We start from the raw sequence: 19543 nt of genomic DNA on the forward strand, positions 1-19543 counted from the left end.
GCAGCAATCGAACCGTCCTTACCGCGACTTGGCGATTCCTTGCCAATCCCGGGAGGCGGTCTGTCCATTCCTGCCAACGATTGTCATGCTTCTGACCAAAGCCCCGTCCGACCTCCGCCGCCCCCACCCATCCGGCGGAGCGTCAGGCACCGCACGGGAGCAGCACGTCCGCGCCCTACCGCCCCACGGCGTCAAACCCGGCGCCCCGGTACGCGGCGCACCCGCACGCACCCGCGGGTCTCGTGGAAGGAACCCCCGTACGTGAAGCGAAAGCTGACTGTCGGAGCCGTACTCTCCGCCACCGCCCTGCTCGCCGGCGTCATCCAGATCGCCGCCGTCCCCGCCGCCCAGGCCGCCGCCCCCGCGCCGGAGCAGCAGCAGTCCGCGCTGCTCGCGCTGGCCGCCGGGCAGAGCGCCCCGGTCGCACAGGCCCTGGCCCTGGGCGGCCAGGAGAAGCTGGTGCCCAAGGACGTCGTGGTGGACCGGGACGGCACCCGCCACCTCCGGTACGAGCGGACCTACGCCGGCCTGCCGGTGATCGGCGGCGACCTGGTCGTCCACCAGAAGGCCGACGGCTCGGTGGCCTCGGTCGACCGCGCCTTCGCCGGCCGGCTGTCCGTGCCCAGCCTGACCCCGGGCCTCGCCGCGCCCCAGGCCGCCGAGCGGGCCACCGCCGCGGTGCGGGCCACCGTCGGCCTCGCCGCCGACGAGGACGAGGCGGCGCTCAGCCGGGTCGACGGCGCCGACGCCGCCGAGCTGGTCGTCTGGGCCGCCGACGGCGCCCCGCGGCTGGCCCACCGCACGGTGGTCACCGGCGAGCGGGCGGACGGCACCCCGAGCCGCCAGGAGGTCGTCACCGACGCCTCCACCGGCCAGGTGCTCGCCAGCCAGGAGCACGTGCAGACCGCCACCGGCACCGGCAAGGGCGTCAACGTCGGCACCGTCACCCTGACCACCACCCAGAGCGGTTCCAGCTACCAGCTCAAGGACGCCTCCCGCGGCAACCAGTCCACCACCGACCTCAAGGGCGGCACCTCGGGCAGCGGCACGCTGTTCAGCAACACCACCAACTCCTGGGGCAACGGCCTGGCGTCCAACCGCGAGTCCGCCGCCGTGGACGCCCAGTTCGGCGCCGCCGCCACCTGGGACTTCTACAAGAACACCTTCGGCCGCAGCGGCATCAAGAACAACGGCGTCGGCGCCGCCAGCCGCGTCCACTACAGCACCGGCTACGTGAACGCCTTCTGGGACGACTCCTGCTTCTGCATGACGTACGGCGACGGCTCCGGCAACACCCACCCGCTGACCGCCATCGACGTCTCCGGCCACGAGATGAGCCACGGCGTCACCTCCGCCACCGCCGGCCTGATCTACTCGGGCGAGTCCGGCGGCCTCAACGAGGCCACCTCGGACATCTTCGGCACCATGGTCGAGTGGTCGGCCAACCTGCCCGCCGACCCGCCGGACTACCTGATCGGCGAGAAGCTCAACATCAACGGCAACGGCACCCCGCTGCGCTACATGGACAAGCCCTCCAAGGACGGCGCCTCGGCCGACTACTGGTCTTCCACGGTCGGCAACAAGGACGTCCACTACTCCTCCGGCGTCGCCAACCACTTCTTCTACCTGCTCTCCGAGGGCAGCGGCGCCAAGGTCATCAACGGGGTCAGCTACAACAGCCCGACCTCCAACGGCTCGACGGTGACCGGCATCGGCCGCACCAAGGCCGCGGCGATCTGGTACCGCGCGCTGACCGTCTACATGACCTCCACCACCAACTACAAGGCCGCCCGCACGGCGACCCTGAAGGCCGCCACCGACCTGTACGGCTCCACCAGCACCGAGTACAAGACGGTGGCGGCGGCCTGGAGCGCGGTGAACGTCAACTAGCCGAGGAGCCCGGGCAGGAGCACCCCGGTAGGAGCACCCCCGCCAGGAGCCACCCCCGGTAAGAAACGGCGACAGGCTGCCGCGGCCCTTTGGGAGAGGAGGCCGCGGCAGCCTGTCGACCGTCCGCGAAGCGGGATTCAGGCGGTGGCGGGGGCGGCCTTGAGCTCGCCGCGCTCCTCGCGGGCCAGCATCCGCTCGGCGAAGAAGCCGCCGGTGGGCAGCACCGAGAGGACGAACAGCAGGACGCCGCGCTTGGCGTCCCACTTCTGCGTCTGCCAGGCCAGGATCCAGAAGATCACGTACAGGATGAACAGGATCCCGTGGACCATGCCCATCACCGGGACGGCGTCGAAGGAGGTCGTCCGCTTCAGCACCGAGCAGATCAGCAGCAGGATGAAGGAGACCCCTTCGGGGCCGGAGACCAGGCGCAGACGGTGGACGGCGCTGCTGTTCACGTGGGGTACCTCAATACGGGGGTCGGAGGCGCGGGCGCGCTTGTGAAGCGACTCACAAGCCTTCGGGCCATTATCACCGAGCACATGTCCGAGCCCCCGGCCGGGGGTGGGCACCGTGCCCGATCTCACAGCGCCCGCCCGGGCCCACGCCGTACGGCACCCCGCCCGGCTTGTCACAGCTGTGCGCCAGAACGCGACCGAGCGCGACCGCCCGTCACCGGGAACCCCTATCCTGCTGCCCGCGCGCCCACCGATCCGGGCGCCGACGCACCGCACACGGGGGTAGCCACATGTTGAAGCGGGACTGGGACCGAAGGACCTGCGCCAAGCGCGGCCACACCACCTACGCGCCGACCGAGCCCGAGCTCGCCGCCCGGCTGCACACCGCCACCGCCGTCGGCGAGGCCTGGCGCTGCCTGCGCTGCGGCGACTTCGCGCTGGGCGCCCCGCACGGCTCCGGGCCCGCCGCGGACGCCCCGCTGGTGCCGCGCGGCAAGGCGCTGCGCGACCTGTTCATCCTGCGGTTCCTGGCCGTCGAGCGGGTGCTGCGCGGGCTGCTGATCCTCGTCGTGGCGTGGGCCGTCTGGAAGTTCTCCAACAGCCAGGACGCCGTGCACCGGATCTTCGACGACAACCTGACCGTCTTCAAGCCGGTCACCGACCACTTCCACTGGGACCTGGAGCACTCCCCGATCGTCGACACCATCCGCAAGACCTTCGACTACAAGAAGAGCACCCTGCTGATCGTCGCCGGCGCGCTGATCGCCTACGCGCTGATCGAGATCGTCGAGGCGGTCGGCCTCTGGCTGGGCAAGCGCTGGGCGGAGTACCTGACGGTGGTCGCCACCGCGGCCTTCCTGCCGCTGGAGGGCTACGAGCTGAGCGAGCACGTCAGCGCGGTGAAGATCTGCACCCTGCTGCTGAACATCGCGGCCGTCCTCTGGATCCTGCTCTCCAAGCGCCTGTTCGGGCTCCGCGGCGGCGTGGTGGCCTTCGAGGCGGAGCGCCACTCGGCGTCCCTGCTGGAGGTCGAGCAGGCGGCCGGCACGGTTCCGCGCCCCGAGCACGGAGCGCACGCCCGCGCCTGACCGGCGCGTTTTGTCCCGACCCCGTACCAGTTCGGCCCCGCACCCTCCCCGGGCCACGGCCGCAACAGCTAGATTGCGGCCGTGGCTCAGTTCAGACTCCAGGGATCGCGGGTGCTCGCCGTCGACTTGACCGGCGACGCCGTCAAGGCCCGACACGGCTCCATGGTCGCCTACACCGGGCAGATGACCTTCAAGAAGCTGACCGGCGGCGGGGACGGCCTGCGCGGCATGGTCGCCCGCCGGCTGACCGGCGAGAAGATGACCGTCATGGAGGTGAAGGGCCAGGGCACCTGCTACTTCGCCGACAAGGCTACCGAGATCAACCTGGTCAGACTCAACGGCGAGACGCTGTACGTCGAGGCGGACAACCTGCTCTGCACCGAGGCGGGCCTGCACACCGGCACCAGCTTCACCGGCCTGAACGGCATGTCCTCCGGCAACGGCCTCTTCACCACCAAGGTGGAGGGCCACGGCTGGGCCGCCGTCACCTCCAACGGGCCCGCCGTCATCCTGCGGGTCGACAAGAGCATGCCGCTGCGCGTGGACCCGGGGGCCTACGTGGCGCACACCGGCAACCTGCACCGCAGCCTGAAGTCCGGCGCCGGCTGGACCACCGTGATCGGCGAGGGCGGCGGCGAGGCCGTCCAGGTCGAGTTCACCGGCGAGGGCCTGGTGTACGTGCAGCCCTCCGAGAAGGTCACCATCGGAGGTGACGTCTGATGGGCTTCACGAAGATCAACGGCAAGATGGTCGAGGCCCAGGTGGTGCCCGGGCAGCGGCTGTTCAGCCAGCGCGGCGCGATGCTCGCCTACAGCGGCGACGTCCGCTTCACGCCGAACATCACCGGCGGGCAGGGCGGCGTGATGTCGATGATCGGCCGGCGGGTCGCCAACGAGGACACCCCGCTGATGACCGTCGAGGGCCAGGGCCGGGTCATGTTCGGCCACGGCGGCCACCACATCCACGTGATCGACCTGCTCGGCGACACCCTGTACGTCGAGGCGGACCGGCTGCTCGCCTTCGAGGGCACGCTGCGGCAGTCCACCATGTTCATGGGCTCGCAGGGCGGGGTGATGGGCATGGTCCGCGGCCAGGTCACCGGCCAGGGCCTGTTCACCACCAAGCTGGAGGGCCACGGCTCGGTCGCCGTGATGGCCCACGGCGGCGTCTTCGAGCTGCCGATCGTCCCCGGCCAGGAGGTGCACGTCGACCCGCAGGCGTACGTGGCGCACCGCGGCGACGTCCGCAACAAGCTGTCCACCGCGGTCGGTTGGCGCGACATGATCGGCCGCGGCTCGGGCGAGGCGTTCCAGCTGGAACTGTCCGGTCAGGGCGCGGTGTACGTCCAGGCGAGTGAGGAGAAGCTCTGATGTCCTACCCGCCGCAGCCCCCGTACGGCTCGCCGCACGACCAGCCGACCCAGCCCGGCTTCGCCGTCCCGCAGGGCGGGTACCCGCCGCCCCCGCCGGCGTACCCGCAGCAGCCGCCCCAGCAGCCGTACGGCCAACCGTCGTACGCCCAGCAGCCTCCCCAACAGCCGTACGCCCAGGAGCAGTTCGGCGGCCCGATCGCCCCGCTGCCGACCGCGCAGGGCGGCGCCGGCCCGGTGGTGCACGACGTGCACAGCCTGCCGGTCAACGACAACGTCAACCCGTACGCCTTCTCGGTTGAGCTGAACGGGTCCTACTTCCTGCAGAAGGGCAAGATGGTCGCCTACTACGGCGACATCACCTTCAGGGGCGTCGGCGCCGGCGCGATCGACCGGATGCTCGGGCAGCACTTCAACTCGCCGATGCACGCGGCGGACTGGGTGGTCGCCGAGGGGCGCGGCAAGCTGCTGCTGGCCGACCGGGCCTTCGACCTCAACTCCTACGACCTGGAGGACGGCAACCTGACCGTCCGCTCCGGCAACCTGCTCGCCTTCGACCCGACGCTGCGGCTCAAGCAGTCGATCATCCCGGGCTTCCTGACCCTGATCGGCACCGGCCGCTTCGTCGCCGCCTCCAACGGGCCGGTGCACTTCGTCGAGCCGCCGATCCGGGTGGACCCACAGGCGCTGGTGGGCTGGGCGGACTGCCCGGCGCCGTGCCACCACTACGACCACGACTACATGCACGGGCTGATCGGCGGCATCCGGCGGCTGACCGGCATCGGCGGCGCCTCCGGCGAGGAGCACCAGTTCGAGTTCATCGGCGCGGGCCAGGTGCTGCTGCAGTCCAGCGAGAAGCTGATGGCCGAGCGGTCGGTGGGCGTGGTCGGCGCCGAGGCGGGTATCCCGGTCGGCGGGGTGCCGCCCCAGCCGGGTACGGCCGGGCACGGCGGCGGCAACCCCAACGTTCCGGGCCTGGGTAACCTGGGCGATCTCGGCCGACGTTTCGGTCTGTAAACTTGTACAAGATTGAACTAAATCGGCTATGCTGGACCCCATGGATACGCACACGATCGACACTGCGGACAACCCTCCGCCGCAGCCCGGGGAGGAGACTCCCTGGCTGACCGCCAGGGAGCAGCGGATGTGGCGCGCCCATCTGGAGGTGGCCAAGCTGTTGGAGTACCAGCTCAGCCGCGAACTCCAGCCCCACAACCTGGCGATCAACGACTACGAGATCCTGGTCGTCCTCTCCGAAGCCCCCGACCACCGGATGCGGATGACCGACCTGGCCACCGCCACCCTGCAGTCGAAGAGCCGGCTCTCGCACCAGATCACCCGGATGGAGAACGCCGGCCTGGTGCTGCGCCAGGAGTGCCCCGGCGACCGCCGCGGCCTCTACGCCCACCTCACCGAACAGGGCTGGGAGACCATGCAGCGGGTCGCCCCGGACCACGTGCGCAGCGTCCGGGCGCACTTCATCGACCGCTTCACCCCGGAGCAGCTGGACGCCATGTTCGAGGCCCTCTCCCCCATTGCCGACCACCTCCGCGGCCTCCGCGGCAAGCCGTAGCCGCCACGGCGCTTTCATCGGGGAGCACCTGAGAACGACGGCGGCCCCGCCGAGAGGGTGGGGCCGCCGGAAGCGGTGTGCAGGACCGGTCAGCGGTCGAGGTCGATCGTGAAGCGCCTCGTGCCCGGACCGATCGTGTCGGCGTGGACCTCGCCACGGGCCCGGTCGTACTCTCCGGTGCCGCCGGTGATCGCGTTGTCGAAGGACGGCGGCGGGCCCGGGTTGAGGTTGCCGAAGACCATCCCCTGCACGGTGATCTGGCCGCTCGCGAGGGTGTAGGTCACCTCGCACTCCTCCGCTCCGCCGTTGTCGGCGGTGGTGGTGGTGCAGGTGCCGTCGGTCTCGCCGACCTGGTTGATGCCGTCCTTGTCGAAGAGGATCGAGCGGAAGACGGTCCGATCGCCCTGAGCCGGGGCGCCGCCGGGGTTGACCGGGAAGTGCGACTGCTGCGCGAGCCGGCCGATGAGGGTGATGACCCGGTCCCTGCCCCTGGCCTGGGCGGAATCGACGGTGTCCGCCGCGGCGGCCGCGACGGGGGTGCAGACGAGGAGGGTGACCAGCGCTGTGGCCGTGCCGAGACGGGCTGTTCTGGTGGGGCGCATCGGGTGACTCCTGAGGTTGATGCTCACGGGTGGTCCGGTGAGCATTCATAACCTCGGTTCTGCCGCCGCCGGATCGTCCCGGCACGACCCACCGGAAGGTCCGACCGGTCGGAGCAACCGGGACGGGCACCGGCTCACCCGCCCGGGCCATCCGGGCGGGTGCCCAGGCCTGGCGCAGGAAGTCGGCCGGTCCGACTTCCTGCGCAAGCTCCGGGCCAGGGCCTGTCCGGCCGCTCAGCCGGCGGTGAGACCGGCGACCAGTTCGTCGGCCGCGCCGTACGGGTCGAGCTCGCCGGCGGCCACGCGCTCGGCGAGGGCGGCCAGGTGCCGGTCGCCGCGCAGGTCGCCGATCCGGGCGCGCAGCTCGGCCAGGGCGATCGCCTCGATCTCCTCGGCGGCCCGGCGGCGGCGCCGCGCCGCGAGTTCGCCGTGCTCCTCCAGCCAGGCGCGGTGCTTCTCCAGCGCCTCGACCACCTCGTCCACGCCCTCGCCGCGGGCCGCGACGGTCTTCACGATCGGCGGGCGCCAGTCCCCCGCCTCGCGGGCCTCGCCCAGGCCCAGCATGTGGTTGAGCTCCCGCGCGGTGGCGTCGGCGCCGTCCCGGTCGGCCTTGTTGACCACGAAGACGTCGCCGATCTCCAGGATCCCGGCCTTGGCGGCCTGGATCCCGTCGCCCATCCCGGGGGCCAGCAGCACCACGGTGGTGTCCGCCTGGGCGGCGACCTCGACCTCGGACTGCCCGACGCCGACGGTCTCGACCAGGATCACCTCGCAGCCGGCCGCGTCCAGCACCCGCAGGGCCTGCGGCGCGGCCCAGGAGAGCCCGCCGAGGTGGCCGCGGGTGGCCATCGAGCGGATGAACACCTCGGGGTCGGTCGCGTGGTCCTGCATCCGGACCCGGTCGCCCAGCAGGGCGCCGCCGGAGAACGGCGAGGACGGGTCGACGGCCAGGACGCCGACCCGCTTGCCGAGCCGCCGGTAGGCGGAGACCAGCGCCGAGGTGGAGGTGGACTTGCCGACCCCGGGCGAGCCGGTCAGACCGACCGTGTAGGCCTGGCCGGTGTACGGCGCGAGCGCGGCCATCGCCTCCCGCAGCTGCGGAGCGGCGTTCTCGACCAGCGTGATCAGCCGGGCGACGGCCCGCGGCCGGCCCTCCCTGGCCTGCTCGACCAGCGTGGCGACATCGATCATCGGAAACTCCTCGCAATGCGTACGCCGAAGGGCTGCGGACCGCCCTGGAAGCGGTCCGCAGCCCGGAGGGTCAGGTCAGCGATCAGGCCTTCGGGACGCGCACGATGAGCGCGTCGCCCTGACCGCCGCCGCCGCACAGCGCGGCCGCGCCGACGCCGCCGCCGCGGCGCTGCAGCTCCAGCGCCAGGCTCAGCACCAGGCGGGCGCCGGACATGCCGATCGGGTGGCCGAGCGCGATCGCGCCGCCGTTGACGTTGACGATGTCCGAGGAGACGCCCAGGTCCTTGATCGACTGGTAGGCGACCGCGGCGAAGGCCTCGTTGATCTCGATCAGGTCGAGATCGGCGACCTCCAGGCCCTCCTTGCCCAGCGCGTGCTTGATCGCGTTGGACGGCTGCGACTGCAGCGAGTTGTCCGGGCCGGCCACGTTGCCGTGCGCGCCGATCTCGGCGATCCAGGTCAGGCCCAGCTCCTCGGCCTTGGCCTTGCTCATCACGACCACGGCGGCGGCGCCGTCGGAGATCTGCGAGGAGGTGCCGGCGGTGATCGTGCCGTCCTTGGTGAAGGCCGGGCGCAGCTTGGCCAGGCCCTCGACGGTGGTGTCCGCGCGGATGCCCTCGTCCTGGCTGAACAGGACCGGCTCGCCCTTGCGCTGCGGGATGGCGACCGGGACGATCTCGGCCTCGAAGACGCCGTCGGCCTGCGCCTTGGCGGCCCGCTGGTGGGAGATGGCGGCGATCTCGTCCTGCGCCTCGCGCGGGATGCCCAGGCGGATGTTGTGCTTGTCCGTGGACTCGCCCATCGGGATGTTCTCGTAGGCGTCGGTGAGGCCGTCGTACGCCATCGCGTCCAGCATCCCGACCGCGCCGTACTTGAAGCCCTCGCGGGACTTGGGCAGCAGGTGCGGGGCGTTGGTCATCGACTCCTGGCCGCCGGCCACCACGATGTCGAACTCGCCGGCGCGGATCAGCTGGTCGGCGAGCGCGATGGCGTCGAGGCCGGAGAGGCAGACCTTGTTGACGGTCAGCGCCGGCACGTTCATCGGGATGCCGGCCTTGACGGCCGCCTGGCGGGCCGGGATCTGGCCGGCGCCGGCCTGCAGCACCTGGCCCATGATCACGTACTGGACCTGCTCCCCGGTGATTCCGGCCCGCTCCAGGGCGGCCTTGATGGCGACGCCGCCGAGCTCCGCACCGGAGAAGCCCTTGAGGGAACCGAGCAGGCGACCCATCGGGGTCCGCGCACCGGCGACGATCACAGAGGTGGTGTTGGTCATGGGACGGGCCCCTTCGCACGTCGTGGCCAGGTGAGGATGCCGCTCAATGTACTGACCTGTTACCCGCCCGTCACCGGAGCGACGGTGTGATCGAGCGCACTGGCACCATCCAGTCAACACCGCGCCGACGCGGTCCGGGTGAACCCCGTCCGTGTGAGCAGGCTCGCACGTCCGGCACTGGCGTGGGCCGCGGGCCATGCGCTGCACTGGGTGCCACCTGCTCCCGACTCCCGGAGGTCGCCGTGCTGACCCGTATCGACCACATCGGCATCGCCTGTCGAGACCTCGACAAGACGGTCGAGTTCTACCGCGCCACCTACGGCTTCGAGGTCTTCCACTCCGAGGTCAACGAGGAGCAGGGCATCCGCGAGGCCATGCTCAGGATCAACGGGACGGACGACGGCGGCGCCTCGTACCTCCAGCTGCTGGAGCCGACCCGGCCGGACTCCACCGTCGCCAAGTGGCTGGAGAAGAACGGCGAGGGCGTGCACCACATCGCCTTCGGCACCGCGGACGTGGACGGCGACGCCGAGGCCATCCGCGGCAAGGGCATCCGGGTCCTCTACGACGAGCCGCGGATCGGCTCGATGGGTTCGCGGATCACCTTCCTGCACCCGAAGGACTGCGGCGGCGTGCTGACCGAGCTGGTCACCTCCGCGCAGAACGCCCACGACGCCGGGCACGGCACCGACGACTCCGCGCAGAGCACCGGCGAGGAGCACTGATCGTCCCCGAACCGGCCCCCCGGGTGCCGCCCGCCCCGGCGGCGCCCGACGGCCCGTCGGTCATGACCCGTCAGTAACCTGGCCGGGACAGCCGGAAAACCCCCCTGCGGCCATTCCCCCGCAGTGCGCTCCCACTACAATGCCCAAGTGCGCGAAGACTCCGGGGGACGGAGGCGACGGGCACGGCCGAAGACTGGCCTGTCCGCCCGCCGGCGGTCGGCCCGTCGCAAGGGGAGTCCATTACGCGGGCACGGCTGAACAGTCGCTAGACGGATCTGTCACCATTCTCCACAAGGCAAGAGTTCGCCCAGGAGTCCACCCGGACGGGGGAACGCGGTACCCCCGCGCTTCCGCGCCCCGGACTCCGACGACCGCGACGGGTGGCCCCGGCTTGGCAGGGGCCGTCCGGCAGCCGCGGATGCAAGGACCAGTCGGACCGGCCCCCGGAAGATCGGGAGCCCGGGACCGGCCGGGTCGAGGACGCGACCAGGAGATGGATGGGACCGCGGAGTGCGGGGCAACGACCGCTACGAGGCTGACGATCACCTCTCCCAGTTCGAGGCCGAGATGGGTCGGACTCGGAAGGAGCGGGACAAGGCAGTCGAGCATGCCGAGGACCTCGCCTACCAGGTGGAGGTGCTGCGGGCGAAGCTGCACGAGTCCCGCCGGATGCTCGCCCAGCCGCGCGCCTTCGACGCCGTCTCCGGCCAGGCCGAGCAGATGCTCCGCACCGCCGAGATGCAGGCCCAGCAGCTGCGCGCCGACGCCGAGCGCCAGCTGCGCGACTCCCAGGCCGCCACCCAGCGGATCATGGCCGAGGCCGCCGAGCGCACCGCCCGTCTGGAGGCCGAGCTCAGCGCCCGCCGCCGCCAGCTGGAGGACGAGCTCGCCGAGCTGCGCCGCACCGCCGAACAGCACGTCAACGGCTGGGCCGAACAGACCCGGGCCGGCAGCGAGCAGGAGGCCCAGCGCCTGCTGCAGGACGCCCGCGCCGAGGCCGAGCGGATGGTCGCCGCCGCCCGCGCCGAGGCCGTCGCCCTCGCCGACCAGGCCCGCGCCCAGACCGCCGCCGACGTGGACGCCGCCCGCGGCGAGGCCCAGGCCGCCGCCGAGGCCGCCCTCCAGCGGGCCCAGAACGACGCCGAGCGCCTGCTGCGCGCCGCCTCCGAGCAGGCCCAGCAGGCCGGTGCCCAGGCCGCCGCGGACGTGGACGCCGCCCGCGGCCAGGCCCAGCAGGAGCTGGCCGCCGCGCACGTCGCCGCCGAGCAGCAGCTGACCGTCGCGCACGCCGAGATCAGTCGGCTCAAGGAGCAGGCCGCCGCCGAGCAGGCCAGGGCCGAGCAGCAGCTCGCCGCCGCCAAGGCCGAGATAGAGCGGCTGCGCGCCGAGGCGATCGCCGAGGCCGAGCGCACCCGCCACGAGGCGGCCGCCCTGCGCGCACAGGCCGAGCAGGCCGCCGAACAGCTCCAGGCCGACGCCGAGGCCGCCGCCGAGCGCAAGGTCGCCGACGGCGAGGCCGCCAACGAGCAGCGTTCCCAGACCGCCCGGGCCGAGGTCGCCCGGATGGTGGCCCAGGCCACCAAGGAGGCCGACGCGATCCGCGCCGAGGCCGAGGCCGTACGCACCATGGCGGCCACCAAGCAGGCCGAGGCGGACGCCGCCAAGGCCGCCGCCGCCGAGGAGAGCGAGCGGCTGCGGGCCACCGCCGAGTCGGTCGCCACCGAGCTGCGCGCCGAGGCCGAGGCCGCGATCGCCGAACTTCGCGCCCAGGCCGAGCGGGACATCGCCGCGCTGCGCGCGCAGGCCGAGGCCGAGGCGCAGCAGCTGCGCGGCGAGGCCGAGGAGCAGGGCCGGGCAGCCGGCGCCAAGGACGCCACCGTCCACCTCGCCAAGGCCGCCAAGACCGCCGAGGAGGTGCTCGGCCGGGCCAACCAGGACGCCGAGACCACCCGCAGCGAGGCCGCCGCCGAGGCCGAGCGGATCCGCGCCGAGGCCGCCGCCGAGGCGCAGCGGCTGCGCGAGCAGGCCCAGGCCGCGGTCGAGCAGGCCCAGAACGCCGCGCTGGACGACGCCGCCGCGATCCGCGAGCGGATCGAGCAGATGCAGGACGAGGCGGCCCGGCTGCGGGCCGAGGCCGAGGAGCTGCGCGCCCAGTCCGCCGCCGAGGCCGACCGGGTCCGCAGTGACGCCCGCCGCCAGGCCGTGCTGCAGATCGAGGAGTCGGCGAAGAACGCCGAGGAACTGCTCACCAAGGCCAAGGCCGACGCGGACGAGCTGCGCGCGGGCGCGGCCGGCGAGATCGAGCGGCTGCGCGAGCAGGCCCAGGAGCAGGCTGCCGAGACCCAGGGCCGGGCCGAGCAGACCCTGGCCCGGGCCCGTACCGAGGCCGCGAAGATCACCGCCGCCGCCGAGCAGCAGAGCCAGGACGCGCTCTCCGCCGCCAAGGCCGCGGCCGCCGAGAACCGCACCGCCGCCGAGCGCGAGACCGCCGAACTGCGGCGCGAGGCAACGGAGTTCGACCAGCGGGTCCGCGCCGAGGCAACCGCCGCGGCGGAGGCCCTGACCGCCGACGCACAGGCCGAGGCGACCGCCGTCCGGGACGCCGCGGTGGCGGACGCCGAGCGGGTGCGCACCGGGGCCGACACCGAGGCCGCCCGGACCCGGGCCGAGGCCGAGGCGATCGCGGAGGCGCTGCGCGAGGAGAGCCGCCGCGAACGCGAGGAGGCGTCCGCCGGGCTGGACCGGGAGCGCGCGGAGACCGCCGAGCAGCTGGCCGCCGCCCGGGCCGCCCGCGAGCAGGCCGAGCAGGCCGCCGCCGAGCTGACCGAGCGTACGGCCGTTGAGACCGCCGAACTGCGGGCCCTGACCCAGCGCGAGACCACCCAGCAGCGCGAGAACGCCGAGGCCTACGCCGACCGCGTCCGCACCGAGGCCGAACAGGCCGCCGCCGAGCTCACCGAACGCACCGCCACCGAGACCACCCAGCAGCGCGAAGCCGCCGAGGCCTACGCGGACCGCGTCCGCACCGAGGCCGAACAGGCCGCCGCCGAGCTGACCGAGCGTACGGCCACCGAGACCGCCGAGCTGCGGGCCCTGGCCGAGCGCGAGACCACCGAGCAGCGCGAAGCCGCCGAACGGCACGCCGCCGAGGTCCGCCAGGCCGCCGACGCCTACGCCACCGAGCAGCACGAGGCCGCCGACCGGCTGCTGGAGCGCGCCGAGGCCACCGCCGAGCAGCGCCGGGCCGAGGCCGCCAAGGACGCCAAGGCCGTCCGCGAGAAGGCCGCCGCCGAGCTGGCGCTGGCCAACGAGCAGGCCGAGACCGTCCGGGCCGAGGCCGGCCGCGAGCTGTCCGAGGCCCGCGCCACCGCCGACGACATCCGCGCCGAGGCCGGCGCCGAGCTGGAGCAGGCCCAGGCCGACCGCGCGGAGCTGATCGCCGCCGCCAAGGCCGAGGGTGCCGAGCTGATCGCCGTCGCCGAGGAGGAGGCCGCCGAGGTCCGCCAGTCGGTGGCCGGCATGCACGAGGCCGCCGCCGAGCAGATCGCCGGGCTCAAGGCCGCCGCCGAGCAGCAGGCCGACGAGCTCCGCGAGGCCGCCGAGCAGGCCGCTGCCGACCTGCGCGAGCTGGCCGAGCGCGAGACCGCCGAGCAGCGCGCGGCTGCCGAGGCCTACGCCACCGACCTGCGCGAGCTGGCCGAGCGCGAGACCACCGAGCAGCGCGAGCTCGCCGACCGCGAGACCGCCGAACAGCGCGCCGCCGCCGACGCCTACAGCGCCGACCTGCGCGCCCGCACCGAGGCGGAGACCGCCGCCCTGCGCGAGCAGACCGAGCTGGAGCTGGCCGCCGACCGCGAGGCCGCCGAGGCCGAGCTCGACCGCCGGCGCACCGAGGCCCTGGCCTACGACGAGCAGCTGCGCGCGGACGCCGAGACCGAGCTGCGCACCGCTCGGGAGGCCGCCGAGCAGCTGCGCGCCGAGGCCGAGGCGCAGGCCGCCCGTACGGTGGCCGACGCCGAGGCCCAGGCCGCCCGTACGGTCGCCGAGGCCGAGGAGCTGGCCGCCGGCCTGCGCGCCGAGGCCGAGGAGTACGCGCTCGCCACCCGCACCCTGGCCGACGAGTACGACAGCGCCACCCACGCCCGCGCCGACGCCTTCGACGCGGAGATCAGGGAGGCCGCCGAGCAGTTCGACCGGGCCACCCGCGAGCAGGCCAACTCCGTTCTGGAGAAGGCCTTCGCGGACGCCGAGGCGCTCGGCGAGGACGCCCAGACCACCGCGCTGGCCACCACCGCCGCCGCCGAGGAACAGGCCGACGCGATGGTCGCCGCCGCCCGCAAGGAGGCCGACCGGCTGGTCGCCGCCGGCGAGGCGGCCGGCCAGGCCGAGGTGGAGAAGGGCCGCTCCGACGCCGACGCCCTGCTCGCCGAGGCCCGCCGGGACGCCACCGCGATCCGCGAGCGCGCCGAGGAGCTGCGCGAGCGCACCGACGCCGAGGTGGAGGCGCTGCACGAGCGCGCCCGCAAGGAGAACGCGGCGGCCATGAAGTCGGCCGGCGAGCGGGTGGACGCGCTGGTGACGGCCGCCCAGGAGCAGCTGACCGAGGCCGAGGAGCAGGCGGTGGCCACCGTCGCCGAGGCCGAGGAGCGCGCCGCCGCCCTGGTCGCCGCCGCCGAGGACCGCGCGAACGAGCTCACCTCGGAGGCGTCCGCGGAGGCCAGCAAGGTCCGGCTCTCGGCCGTCCGCAAGGCGGAGGGCCTGCTGAAGGAGGCGGAGACCAAGCTCGCCAACTCCACCGACCGCGCCGAGGCGCTCATCGAGAAGGCCGAGGCGAAGCTGCGGTCCTCCGAGGCCGAGGCGGAGGAGCGGCTGGAGAAGGCGTCCGCCGAGGCGGAGAAGCGGCTGCTGGACGCGGACCGGGCCGCGGACGAACAGGTCGAGCTGGCGAAGGCGGAGGCGGAGCGGCTGCTCGCCGAGGCGAAGGCGGAGGCGAAGCGGGTCACCGACGAGGGCCGGCGCGAGCTGGACGAGCTGGTGCGCCGCCGCAAGGACATCAACACCGAGATCTCCAGGGTCCAGGACGTGCTGTCCGCGCTGGAGGCATTCGAGGCACCGTCACCGGTCACTCAGGCCAACGGGGGAAGCAACACCAAGAAGGACGGGGGTGCCAAGGCCGGTGCCGGAGTTGGCTCCCCCCGATCGGGTGGCAATCGCTCCAAGAGCTCACCACCCGATTGAGCGGACATTGTCCGCGGGACAACGGCATTTCGCCGTCGACACTCCGGTACCGTGTCAGGATTCCCTCAACCACCTCAGCGGTTTGACGACAGGAAGCCCAGAACCCCATGAGCGACAGTCACTCCCCTCACGGCTTCGACCTGGTGCGCCGTGGGTACGAGCGTGCCCAGGTCGACGAGCGGATCACCAAGCTGGTGGCCGACCGTGACAGTGCCCTGACCCGGATCAGCGCGCTGGAGAAGCGCATCGAGGAGCTCCACCTGGAGACCCAGACCGCCCAGGCGGCCGTGGTCGAGCAGGAGCCCTCGTACGCCGGCCTCGGTGCCCGGGTCGAGAAGATCCTGCGACTGGCCGAGGAGGAGGCCAAGGACCTGCGCGACGAGGCGCACCGCGCCGCCGAGCAGCACCGCGAGCTCGCCGAGGCCGCCGCCCAGCAGGTCCGCACCGAGGCCGAGAACTACGCCAAGGACCGCAAGGCCAAGGCGGAGGACGAGGGCCTGCGGATCGTCGACAAGGCCAAGAGCGACGCCGCCCAGCTGCGCGCCGAGGCCAACAAGGACGCCCAGAACAAGCGCGAGGAGGCGGACGCCCTCTTCGAGGAGACCCGCACCAAGGCCGCCCAGGCCGCGCTGGAGTTCGAGACCAACCTGGCCAAGCGCCGCGAGCAGTCCGAGCGGGACCTGGCCGCCCGTCAGGCCAAGGCCGAGAAGCGCCTGGCCGAGATCGAGCACCGGGCCGAGCAGCTGCGCCTGGAGGCCGAGAAGCTGCGCACCGACGCCGAGCGCCGTGCCCGCCAGACCGTCGAGACGGCCCAGCGCCAGTCCGAGGACATCGTGGCGGACGCCAACGCCAAGGCGGACCGCATCCGCAGCGAATCCGAGCGCGAGCTGGCGGCGCTCACCAACCGCCGCGACAGCATCAACGCCCAGCTGACCAACGTCCGCGAGATGCTGGCGACGCTGACCGGCGCGGCCGTGGCCGCCGCCTCGCTGCCGAACGACGACACCATGGGCGTGCCCGCCCAGCAGTCGCGCTGACGTCCCGGCCGCACGTGCCCCTGTCTCGTGCGCAGTGACCCCGCAGCACCGCAGTACCGCAGGCCCTCACCCTCCCGGGTGAGGGCCTGCGGGCTTATCGCCCGTCACTACCTCGGGTAGGCCCCGTCCGGCCGCTGGTGCCCGCTGCTGAGCTGGTTGCCCTCGTCGTCCGAGACGGTGCCGAACCAGGAGGTGCACCAGACCGACACCGAGTCGGGCCAGTACTGCACCTCGAAGGGGTGCCCGGATCCGTGGTCGCCGTACGAGGTGACGGTGAAGGTCTCCCCCGGGCGCATCCAGTAGTCCTCGCCGAGCGGTTCGAGGGTCAGTTCGAGCAGCCCCTCGCCCCGGTTGGTCACCGGCATCCGGCCGGTCACCTCCAGTGCCGAGAAGTCCCAGGCGGCCGCGTCCTGGCTCTCCTGGCTCATCCGGCCGCCACCCGGTCCAGCAGGGCGCGGACGGCCGTGTCGAAGGCCTCGGGCGCCTCCAGGGCGCTCAGATGGCCCACTCCGGGGATGACGGTCAGTTCGGCGTCCGGGCGGGCCCGCAGCATCCGTTCGGCCTCCTCCGGCGCCACCAGGGAGTCCTCGGCGCCCGTCACCACCGCGACCGGCACCCGGAGCCCGGCCAGCACGTCCAGCGAGTCCGGGCGGGCCGCCATGGCCCGCTGGGCCCAGGCCACGGCGGCCGGCGAGGCGGCGGCGACCATCGTCTGCACCCGCTCCACGAGGTGCTGCGAGTCGGGCCCGAGCTGCCCGGCCGCGACCCGCTCGTCCAGCAGCAGCTGCACACTGTCCCGCGCGGTGACGGCGGCCGCGATCCGCTCCCGGTTGGCCCGGACGGTGTCCGGGTCGGCGGTGGCGCGGGTGTTGGCCAGCAGCAGGCCGGACAGCCGCCCGGGGTGGCGGCGGGCGAGGGCCAGCGCCGCGTAGCCGCCCATGGAGAGCCCGACGACCACGGCGCGCTCGATCCCGGCGGCGTCCAGCAGCAGTGCGAGGTCGTCCGCGACGTGGTCCAGCGAGGGCTCGTCGGAGCCCAGCTCGGTGCCGCCGAACCCTCGCTGGTCGGGGGCGAGCACCCGGGCCCCGGCCCCGGTCGGACCGGGCAGCGTGTCCAGCTGGGACGACCACATGGAGGCGTTCAACGGGTAGGCGTGCAGCAGCACTAGGGGTGTTCCGGTACCGCTCTCGCGGACGGACACTGCGGAGGGGAGCTCGGTCATGCGCCCACCGTATTCCGGCACGCCCGGCGGGCCCACTCAGCGGGCCGCGATATCCGCTTTGTCCTAACCTGCCAAGGAGCAAGGGAGCGCGAATGATCGAGTTGCACGACCTGACGAAACGTTACGGCAAGACGCTCGCGGTGGACCGGCTCAGCTTCACCGTGCCCCGGGGCGTGGTGACCGGCTTCCTCGGTCCCAACGGCGCCGGCAAGTCCACCACCATGCGCATGATCCTCGACCTCGACCGCCCCACCGGCGGCCGGGTCACCATCGACGGCAGGCGCTACGGGCAGCTCAGCGAGCCGCTCAAGTACATCGGCGCACTGCTGGAGGCCAAGGCCGTCCACCCCGGCCGCACCGCCCGCGACCACCTGCTCTGGCTCGCCCAGAGCAACCGCATCCCGGAGCGCCGGGTGGACGAGGTGCTCGCCCTGGTCGGCCTCACCCCGGTCGCCCGCAAGCGGGCCCGCGGCTTCTCGCTCGGCATGGGCCAGCGCCTGGGCATCGCCTCGGCCCTGCTCGGCGACCCGGAGATCGTCATGTTCGACGAGCCCGTCAACGGCCTGGACCCGGAGGGCATCCTCTGGATCCGCAACCTGATGAAGCGCCTCGCCGGCGAGGGCCGGACGGTCTTCGTCTCCTCCCACCTGATGAGCGAGATGGCCGTCACCGCCGACCACCTGGTGGTCATCGGCCGGGGCCGGCTGCTCGCCGACCTGCCGATGCCGGAGTTCATCCGGCGCAACTCCCGCTCCGCCGTACGGCTGCGCAGCCCCGAGCCGGAACGGCTCCTCGACGTCCTGGCCGCCGCAGGCCTGCGGTACGAAGCGGGCCCGGACGGCTCCTGGGAGGTGGTCGACGGCGACCTCGCCCGGCTCGGCGAACTGGCCGCGGCCAACGGCGTGGTGCTGCACGAACTCAGCCCGCAACAGGCCTCGTTGGAGGAGGCGTTCATGCAGATGACGGCCGACTCGGTGGAGTACCACGCGGGCGACGGACCGGGCCGGGACGCGGCCGGCGCGGCCGGCGTCTGGGGCGCCGGCTGGAAGGCGGACGGCGCCCGGCAGACCGCCGCGGCACGGCAGGAGGAGAACTGAGATGGCGTCCTTCCCGGCGATCCTGCGCTCCGAGTGGACGAAGATCCGCAGCGTCCGCTCGACGGTCTGGACGCTCGCGCTGACCTTCGTCGTCACCGTCGGCATCGGCGCGCTGCTGTCCCTGCTCACCAACAACAACTTCACCGAGTTCCGCCGCAACGAGCAGACCCCGTTCGACGCCACCGGCACGGCCTTCGCCGGCATCATGCTCGGCGAGCTCGCCATCATCGTCTTCGGCGTGCTGGCGATCGGCAACGAGTACAGCAGCGGCATGATCCGGGTCACCCTGGCCGCCGTCCCCCAGCGCGCGACCCTGCTCGGCGGCAAGGCCGCGGTGCTCGGCGCGCTCGCCCTGGTGGTCTCGCTGGTGACGGCCTTCGTCACCTTCTTCGTCGGCCAGGCGCTGCTCGGCTCGCACTCCACCACCCTCGGCGAACCGCACGTGCTGCGCGCGGTCTTCGGCGCCGCGCTGTACCTGACGATGCTCTGCCTGTTCTCGGCGGGCGTCACCACCATGCTGCACAACCAGACGCTGGCACTCGGCGTGCTGGTGCCGTTCTTCTTCCTGCTCTCGCCGATCCTCTCGGCGGTGCCGAAGGTCAAGACCCTGGCCCACTACTTCCCCGACTACGCGGGCTCGCGGATGCTGCTGGTGTACGAGCAGCACGGCCAGCCCTACGGGCCGTGGCCCGGCTTCCTGATCTGCCTCGCCTGGACGGCCGCAGCCCTGGCCGGCGGCGCGCTGGTGCTCAAGAAGCGGGACGCGTAAGGGAGTCGGTA

General features: G+C 73.0%; 17 protein-coding genes. 11 read left to right on the forward strand and 6 right to left on the reverse strand.

The features are described 5' to 3' along the window. Window positions 1-261 precede the first annotated feature (261 nt). The gene (locus BX285_RS00905) at window positions 262-1890 is read left to right on the forward strand and encodes a M4 family metallopeptidase (RefSeq protein ID WP_121174224.1); all 1629 of its coding nucleotides are present in this window, start codon (window positions 262-264) and stop codon (window positions 1888-1890) included. A gap of 137 nt (window positions 1891-2027) precedes the next feature. On the opposite strand, the gene BX285_RS00910 is transcribed toward BX285_RS00905, so the two are convergent. Then, window positions 2028-2345 carry a DUF3817 domain-containing protein gene (locus tag BX285_RS00910; protein ID WP_121174225.1) on the reverse strand — a complete coding sequence of 106 codons (318 nt, stop codon included), beginning with the start codon at window positions 2343-2345 and terminating at the stop codon, window positions 2028-2030. A gap of 293 nt (window positions 2346-2638) precedes the next feature. On the opposite strand from BX285_RS00910, the gene BX285_RS00915 reads away from it, so the two are divergent. From BX285_RS00915 to BX285_RS00935, 5 genes are all read left to right on the forward strand, one after another. Continuing rightward, the gene (locus tag BX285_RS00915) at window positions 2639-3433 is read left to right on the forward strand and encodes a DUF2127 domain-containing protein (RefSeq protein WP_121177136.1); all 795 of its coding nucleotides are present in this window, start codon (window positions 2639-2641) and stop codon (window positions 3431-3433) included. Window positions 3434-3514: 81 nt separating this feature from the next. Continuing rightward, entirely contained in the window at window positions 3515-4153 is a 639-nt protein-coding gene (locus BX285_RS00920; protein WP_097236210.1) for an AIM24 family protein, read from the forward strand. After that, window positions 4153-4803 carry an AIM24 family protein gene (locus BX285_RS00925; protein WP_121174226.1) on the forward strand — a complete coding sequence of 217 codons (651 nt, stop codon included), beginning with the start codon at window positions 4153-4155 and terminating at the stop codon, window positions 4801-4803. Before BX285_RS00920 ends, BX285_RS00925 begins: the two co-directional genes overlap by 1 nt. A gap of 206 nt (window positions 4804-5009) precedes the next feature. Further along, window positions 5010-5819 carry an AIM24 family protein gene (locus BX285_RS00930; protein WP_179853037.1) on the forward strand — a complete coding sequence of 270 codons (810 nt, stop codon included), beginning with the start codon at window positions 5010-5012 and terminating at the stop codon, window positions 5817-5819. 40 nt (window positions 5820-5859) lie between these two features. Next, window positions 5860-6375 carry a MarR family winged helix-turn-helix transcriptional regulator gene (locus tag BX285_RS00935; RefSeq protein WP_097239999.1) on the forward strand — a complete coding sequence of 172 codons (516 nt, stop codon included), beginning with the start codon at window positions 5860-5862 and terminating at the stop codon, window positions 6373-6375. Between the two features lie 89 nt (window positions 6376-6464). On the opposite strand, the gene BX285_RS00940 is transcribed toward BX285_RS00935, so the two are convergent. The 3 genes from BX285_RS00940 to BX285_RS00950 form a co-directional block, all read right to left on the reverse strand. Further along, entirely contained in the window at window positions 6465-6977 is a 513-nt protein-coding gene (locus tag BX285_RS00940) for an allene oxide cyclase barrel-like domain-containing protein (RefSeq protein WP_257032411.1), read from the reverse strand. A 234-nt stretch (window positions 6978-7211) separates the two neighbouring features. Continuing rightward, window positions 7212-8168 (reverse strand): methylmalonyl Co-A mutase-associated GTPase MeaB, encoded by a 957-nt coding sequence (gene meaB, locus BX285_RS00945; RefSeq protein WP_097236213.1) that lies wholly within the window; start codon window positions 8166-8168, stop codon window positions 7212-7214. Window positions 8169-8250: 82 nt separating this feature from the next. Then, window positions 8251-9444 (reverse strand): acetyl-CoA C-acetyltransferase, encoded by a 1194-nt coding sequence (locus BX285_RS00950; RefSeq protein WP_121174227.1) that lies wholly within the window; start codon window positions 9442-9444, stop codon window positions 8251-8253. A gap of 242 nt (window positions 9445-9686) precedes the next feature. On the opposite strand from BX285_RS00950, the gene mce reads away from it, so the two are divergent. From mce to BX285_RS00965, 3 genes are all read left to right on the forward strand, one after another. After that, on the forward strand, window positions 9687-10169 hold the full coding sequence (gene mce, locus BX285_RS00955; RefSeq protein ID WP_257032412.1) for a methylmalonyl-CoA epimerase: 483 nt from the start codon (window positions 9687-9689) through the stop codon (window positions 10167-10169). Between the two features lie 567 nt (window positions 10170-10736). Continuing rightward, window positions 10737-15407 carry a hypothetical protein gene (locus BX285_RS00960; protein ID WP_147465093.1) on the forward strand — a complete coding sequence of 1557 codons (4671 nt, stop codon included), beginning with the start codon at window positions 10737-10739 and terminating at the stop codon, window positions 15405-15407. A gap of 107 nt (window positions 15408-15514) precedes the next feature. Next, window positions 15515-16444 carry a cellulose-binding protein gene (locus BX285_RS00965; RefSeq protein WP_030057505.1) on the forward strand — a complete coding sequence of 310 codons (930 nt, stop codon included), beginning with the start codon at window positions 15515-15517 and terminating at the stop codon, window positions 16442-16444. Between the two features lie 107 nt (window positions 16445-16551). Here the strand turns inward: BX285_RS00965 and BX285_RS00970 are convergent, their stop codons facing one another. Together BX285_RS00970 and BX285_RS00975 are read right to left on the reverse strand one after the other, a co-directional pair. Beyond that, complete coding sequence (locus BX285_RS00970; protein ID WP_097236216.1) at window positions 16552-16872, reverse strand: hypothetical protein; 321 nt, start codon at window positions 16870-16872, stop codon at window positions 16552-16554. Beyond that, window positions 16869-17666 carry an alpha/beta fold hydrolase gene (locus BX285_RS00975; protein WP_097236217.1) on the reverse strand — a complete coding sequence of 266 codons (798 nt, stop codon included), beginning with the start codon at window positions 17664-17666 and terminating at the stop codon, window positions 16869-16871. Before BX285_RS00975 ends, BX285_RS00970 begins: the two co-directional genes overlap by 4 nt. A gap of 92 nt (window positions 17667-17758) precedes the next feature. On the opposite strand from BX285_RS00975, the gene BX285_RS00980 reads away from it, so the two are divergent. Both BX285_RS00980 and BX285_RS00985 read left to right on the forward strand, forming a co-directional pair. Further along, window positions 17759-18763: an ABC transporter ATP-binding protein gene (locus BX285_RS00980; protein ID WP_097236218.1), complete on the forward strand. Its 1005-nt coding sequence runs from the start codon at window positions 17759-17761 to the stop codon at window positions 18761-18763. A gap of 1 nt (window position 18764) precedes the next feature. Beyond that, the gene (locus BX285_RS00985) at window positions 18765-19532 is read left to right on the forward strand and encodes an ABC transporter permease subunit (RefSeq protein ID WP_097236219.1); all 768 of its coding nucleotides are present in this window, start codon (window positions 18765-18767) and stop codon (window positions 19530-19532) included. The last annotated feature ends 11 nt before the right edge of the window (window positions 19533-19543 follow it).

Origin of the sequence: Streptomyces sp. 1114.5 (assembly GCF_003635085.1) — a bacterium.
In the GTDB taxonomy this organism is placed as follows: domain Bacteria; phylum Actinomycetota; class Actinomycetes; order Streptomycetales; family Streptomycetaceae; genus Kitasatospora.

Coding starts and splice junctions, on each gene's coding strand:
- BX285_RS00980 (WP_097236218.1), top strand. CDS start 17,759: ATGATCGAGTTGCACGACCTGACGAAACGTTACGGCAAGACGCTCGCG.
- meaB (WP_097236213.1), bottom strand. CDS start 8,168: ATGATCGATGTCGCCACGCTGGTCGAGCAGGCCAGGGAGGGCCGGCCG.
- BX285_RS00960 (WP_147465093.1), top strand. CDS start 10,737: ATGGGTCGGACTCGGAAGGAGCGGGACAAGGCAGTCGAGCATGCCGAG.
- BX285_RS00940 (WP_257032411.1), bottom strand. CDS start 6,977: ATGCGCCCCACCAGAACAGCCCGTCTCGGCACGGCCACAGCGCTGGTC.
- BX285_RS00935 (WP_097239999.1), top strand. CDS start 5,860: ATGGATACGCACACGATCGACACTGCGGACAACCCTCCGCCGCAGCCC.
- BX285_RS00985 (WP_097236219.1), top strand. CDS start 18,765: ATGGCGTCCTTCCCGGCGATCCTGCGCTCCGAGTGGACGAAGATCCGC.
- BX285_RS00965 (WP_030057505.1), top strand. CDS start 15,515: ATGAGCGACAGTCACTCCCCTCACGGCTTCGACCTGGTGCGCCGTGGG.
- BX285_RS00925 (WP_121174226.1), top strand. CDS start 4,153: ATGGGCTTCACGAAGATCAACGGCAAGATGGTCGAGGCCCAGGTGGTG.
- BX285_RS00970 (WP_097236216.1), bottom strand. CDS start 16,872: ATGAGCCAGGAGAGCCAGGACGCGGCCGCCTGGGACTTCTCGGCACTG.
- BX285_RS00975 (WP_097236217.1), bottom strand. CDS start 17,666: ATGACCGAGCTCCCCTCCGCAGTGTCCGTCCGCGAGAGCGGTACCGGA.
- BX285_RS00950 (WP_121174227.1), bottom strand. CDS start 9,444: ATGACCAACACCACCTCTGTGATCGTCGCCGGTGCGCGGACCCCGATG.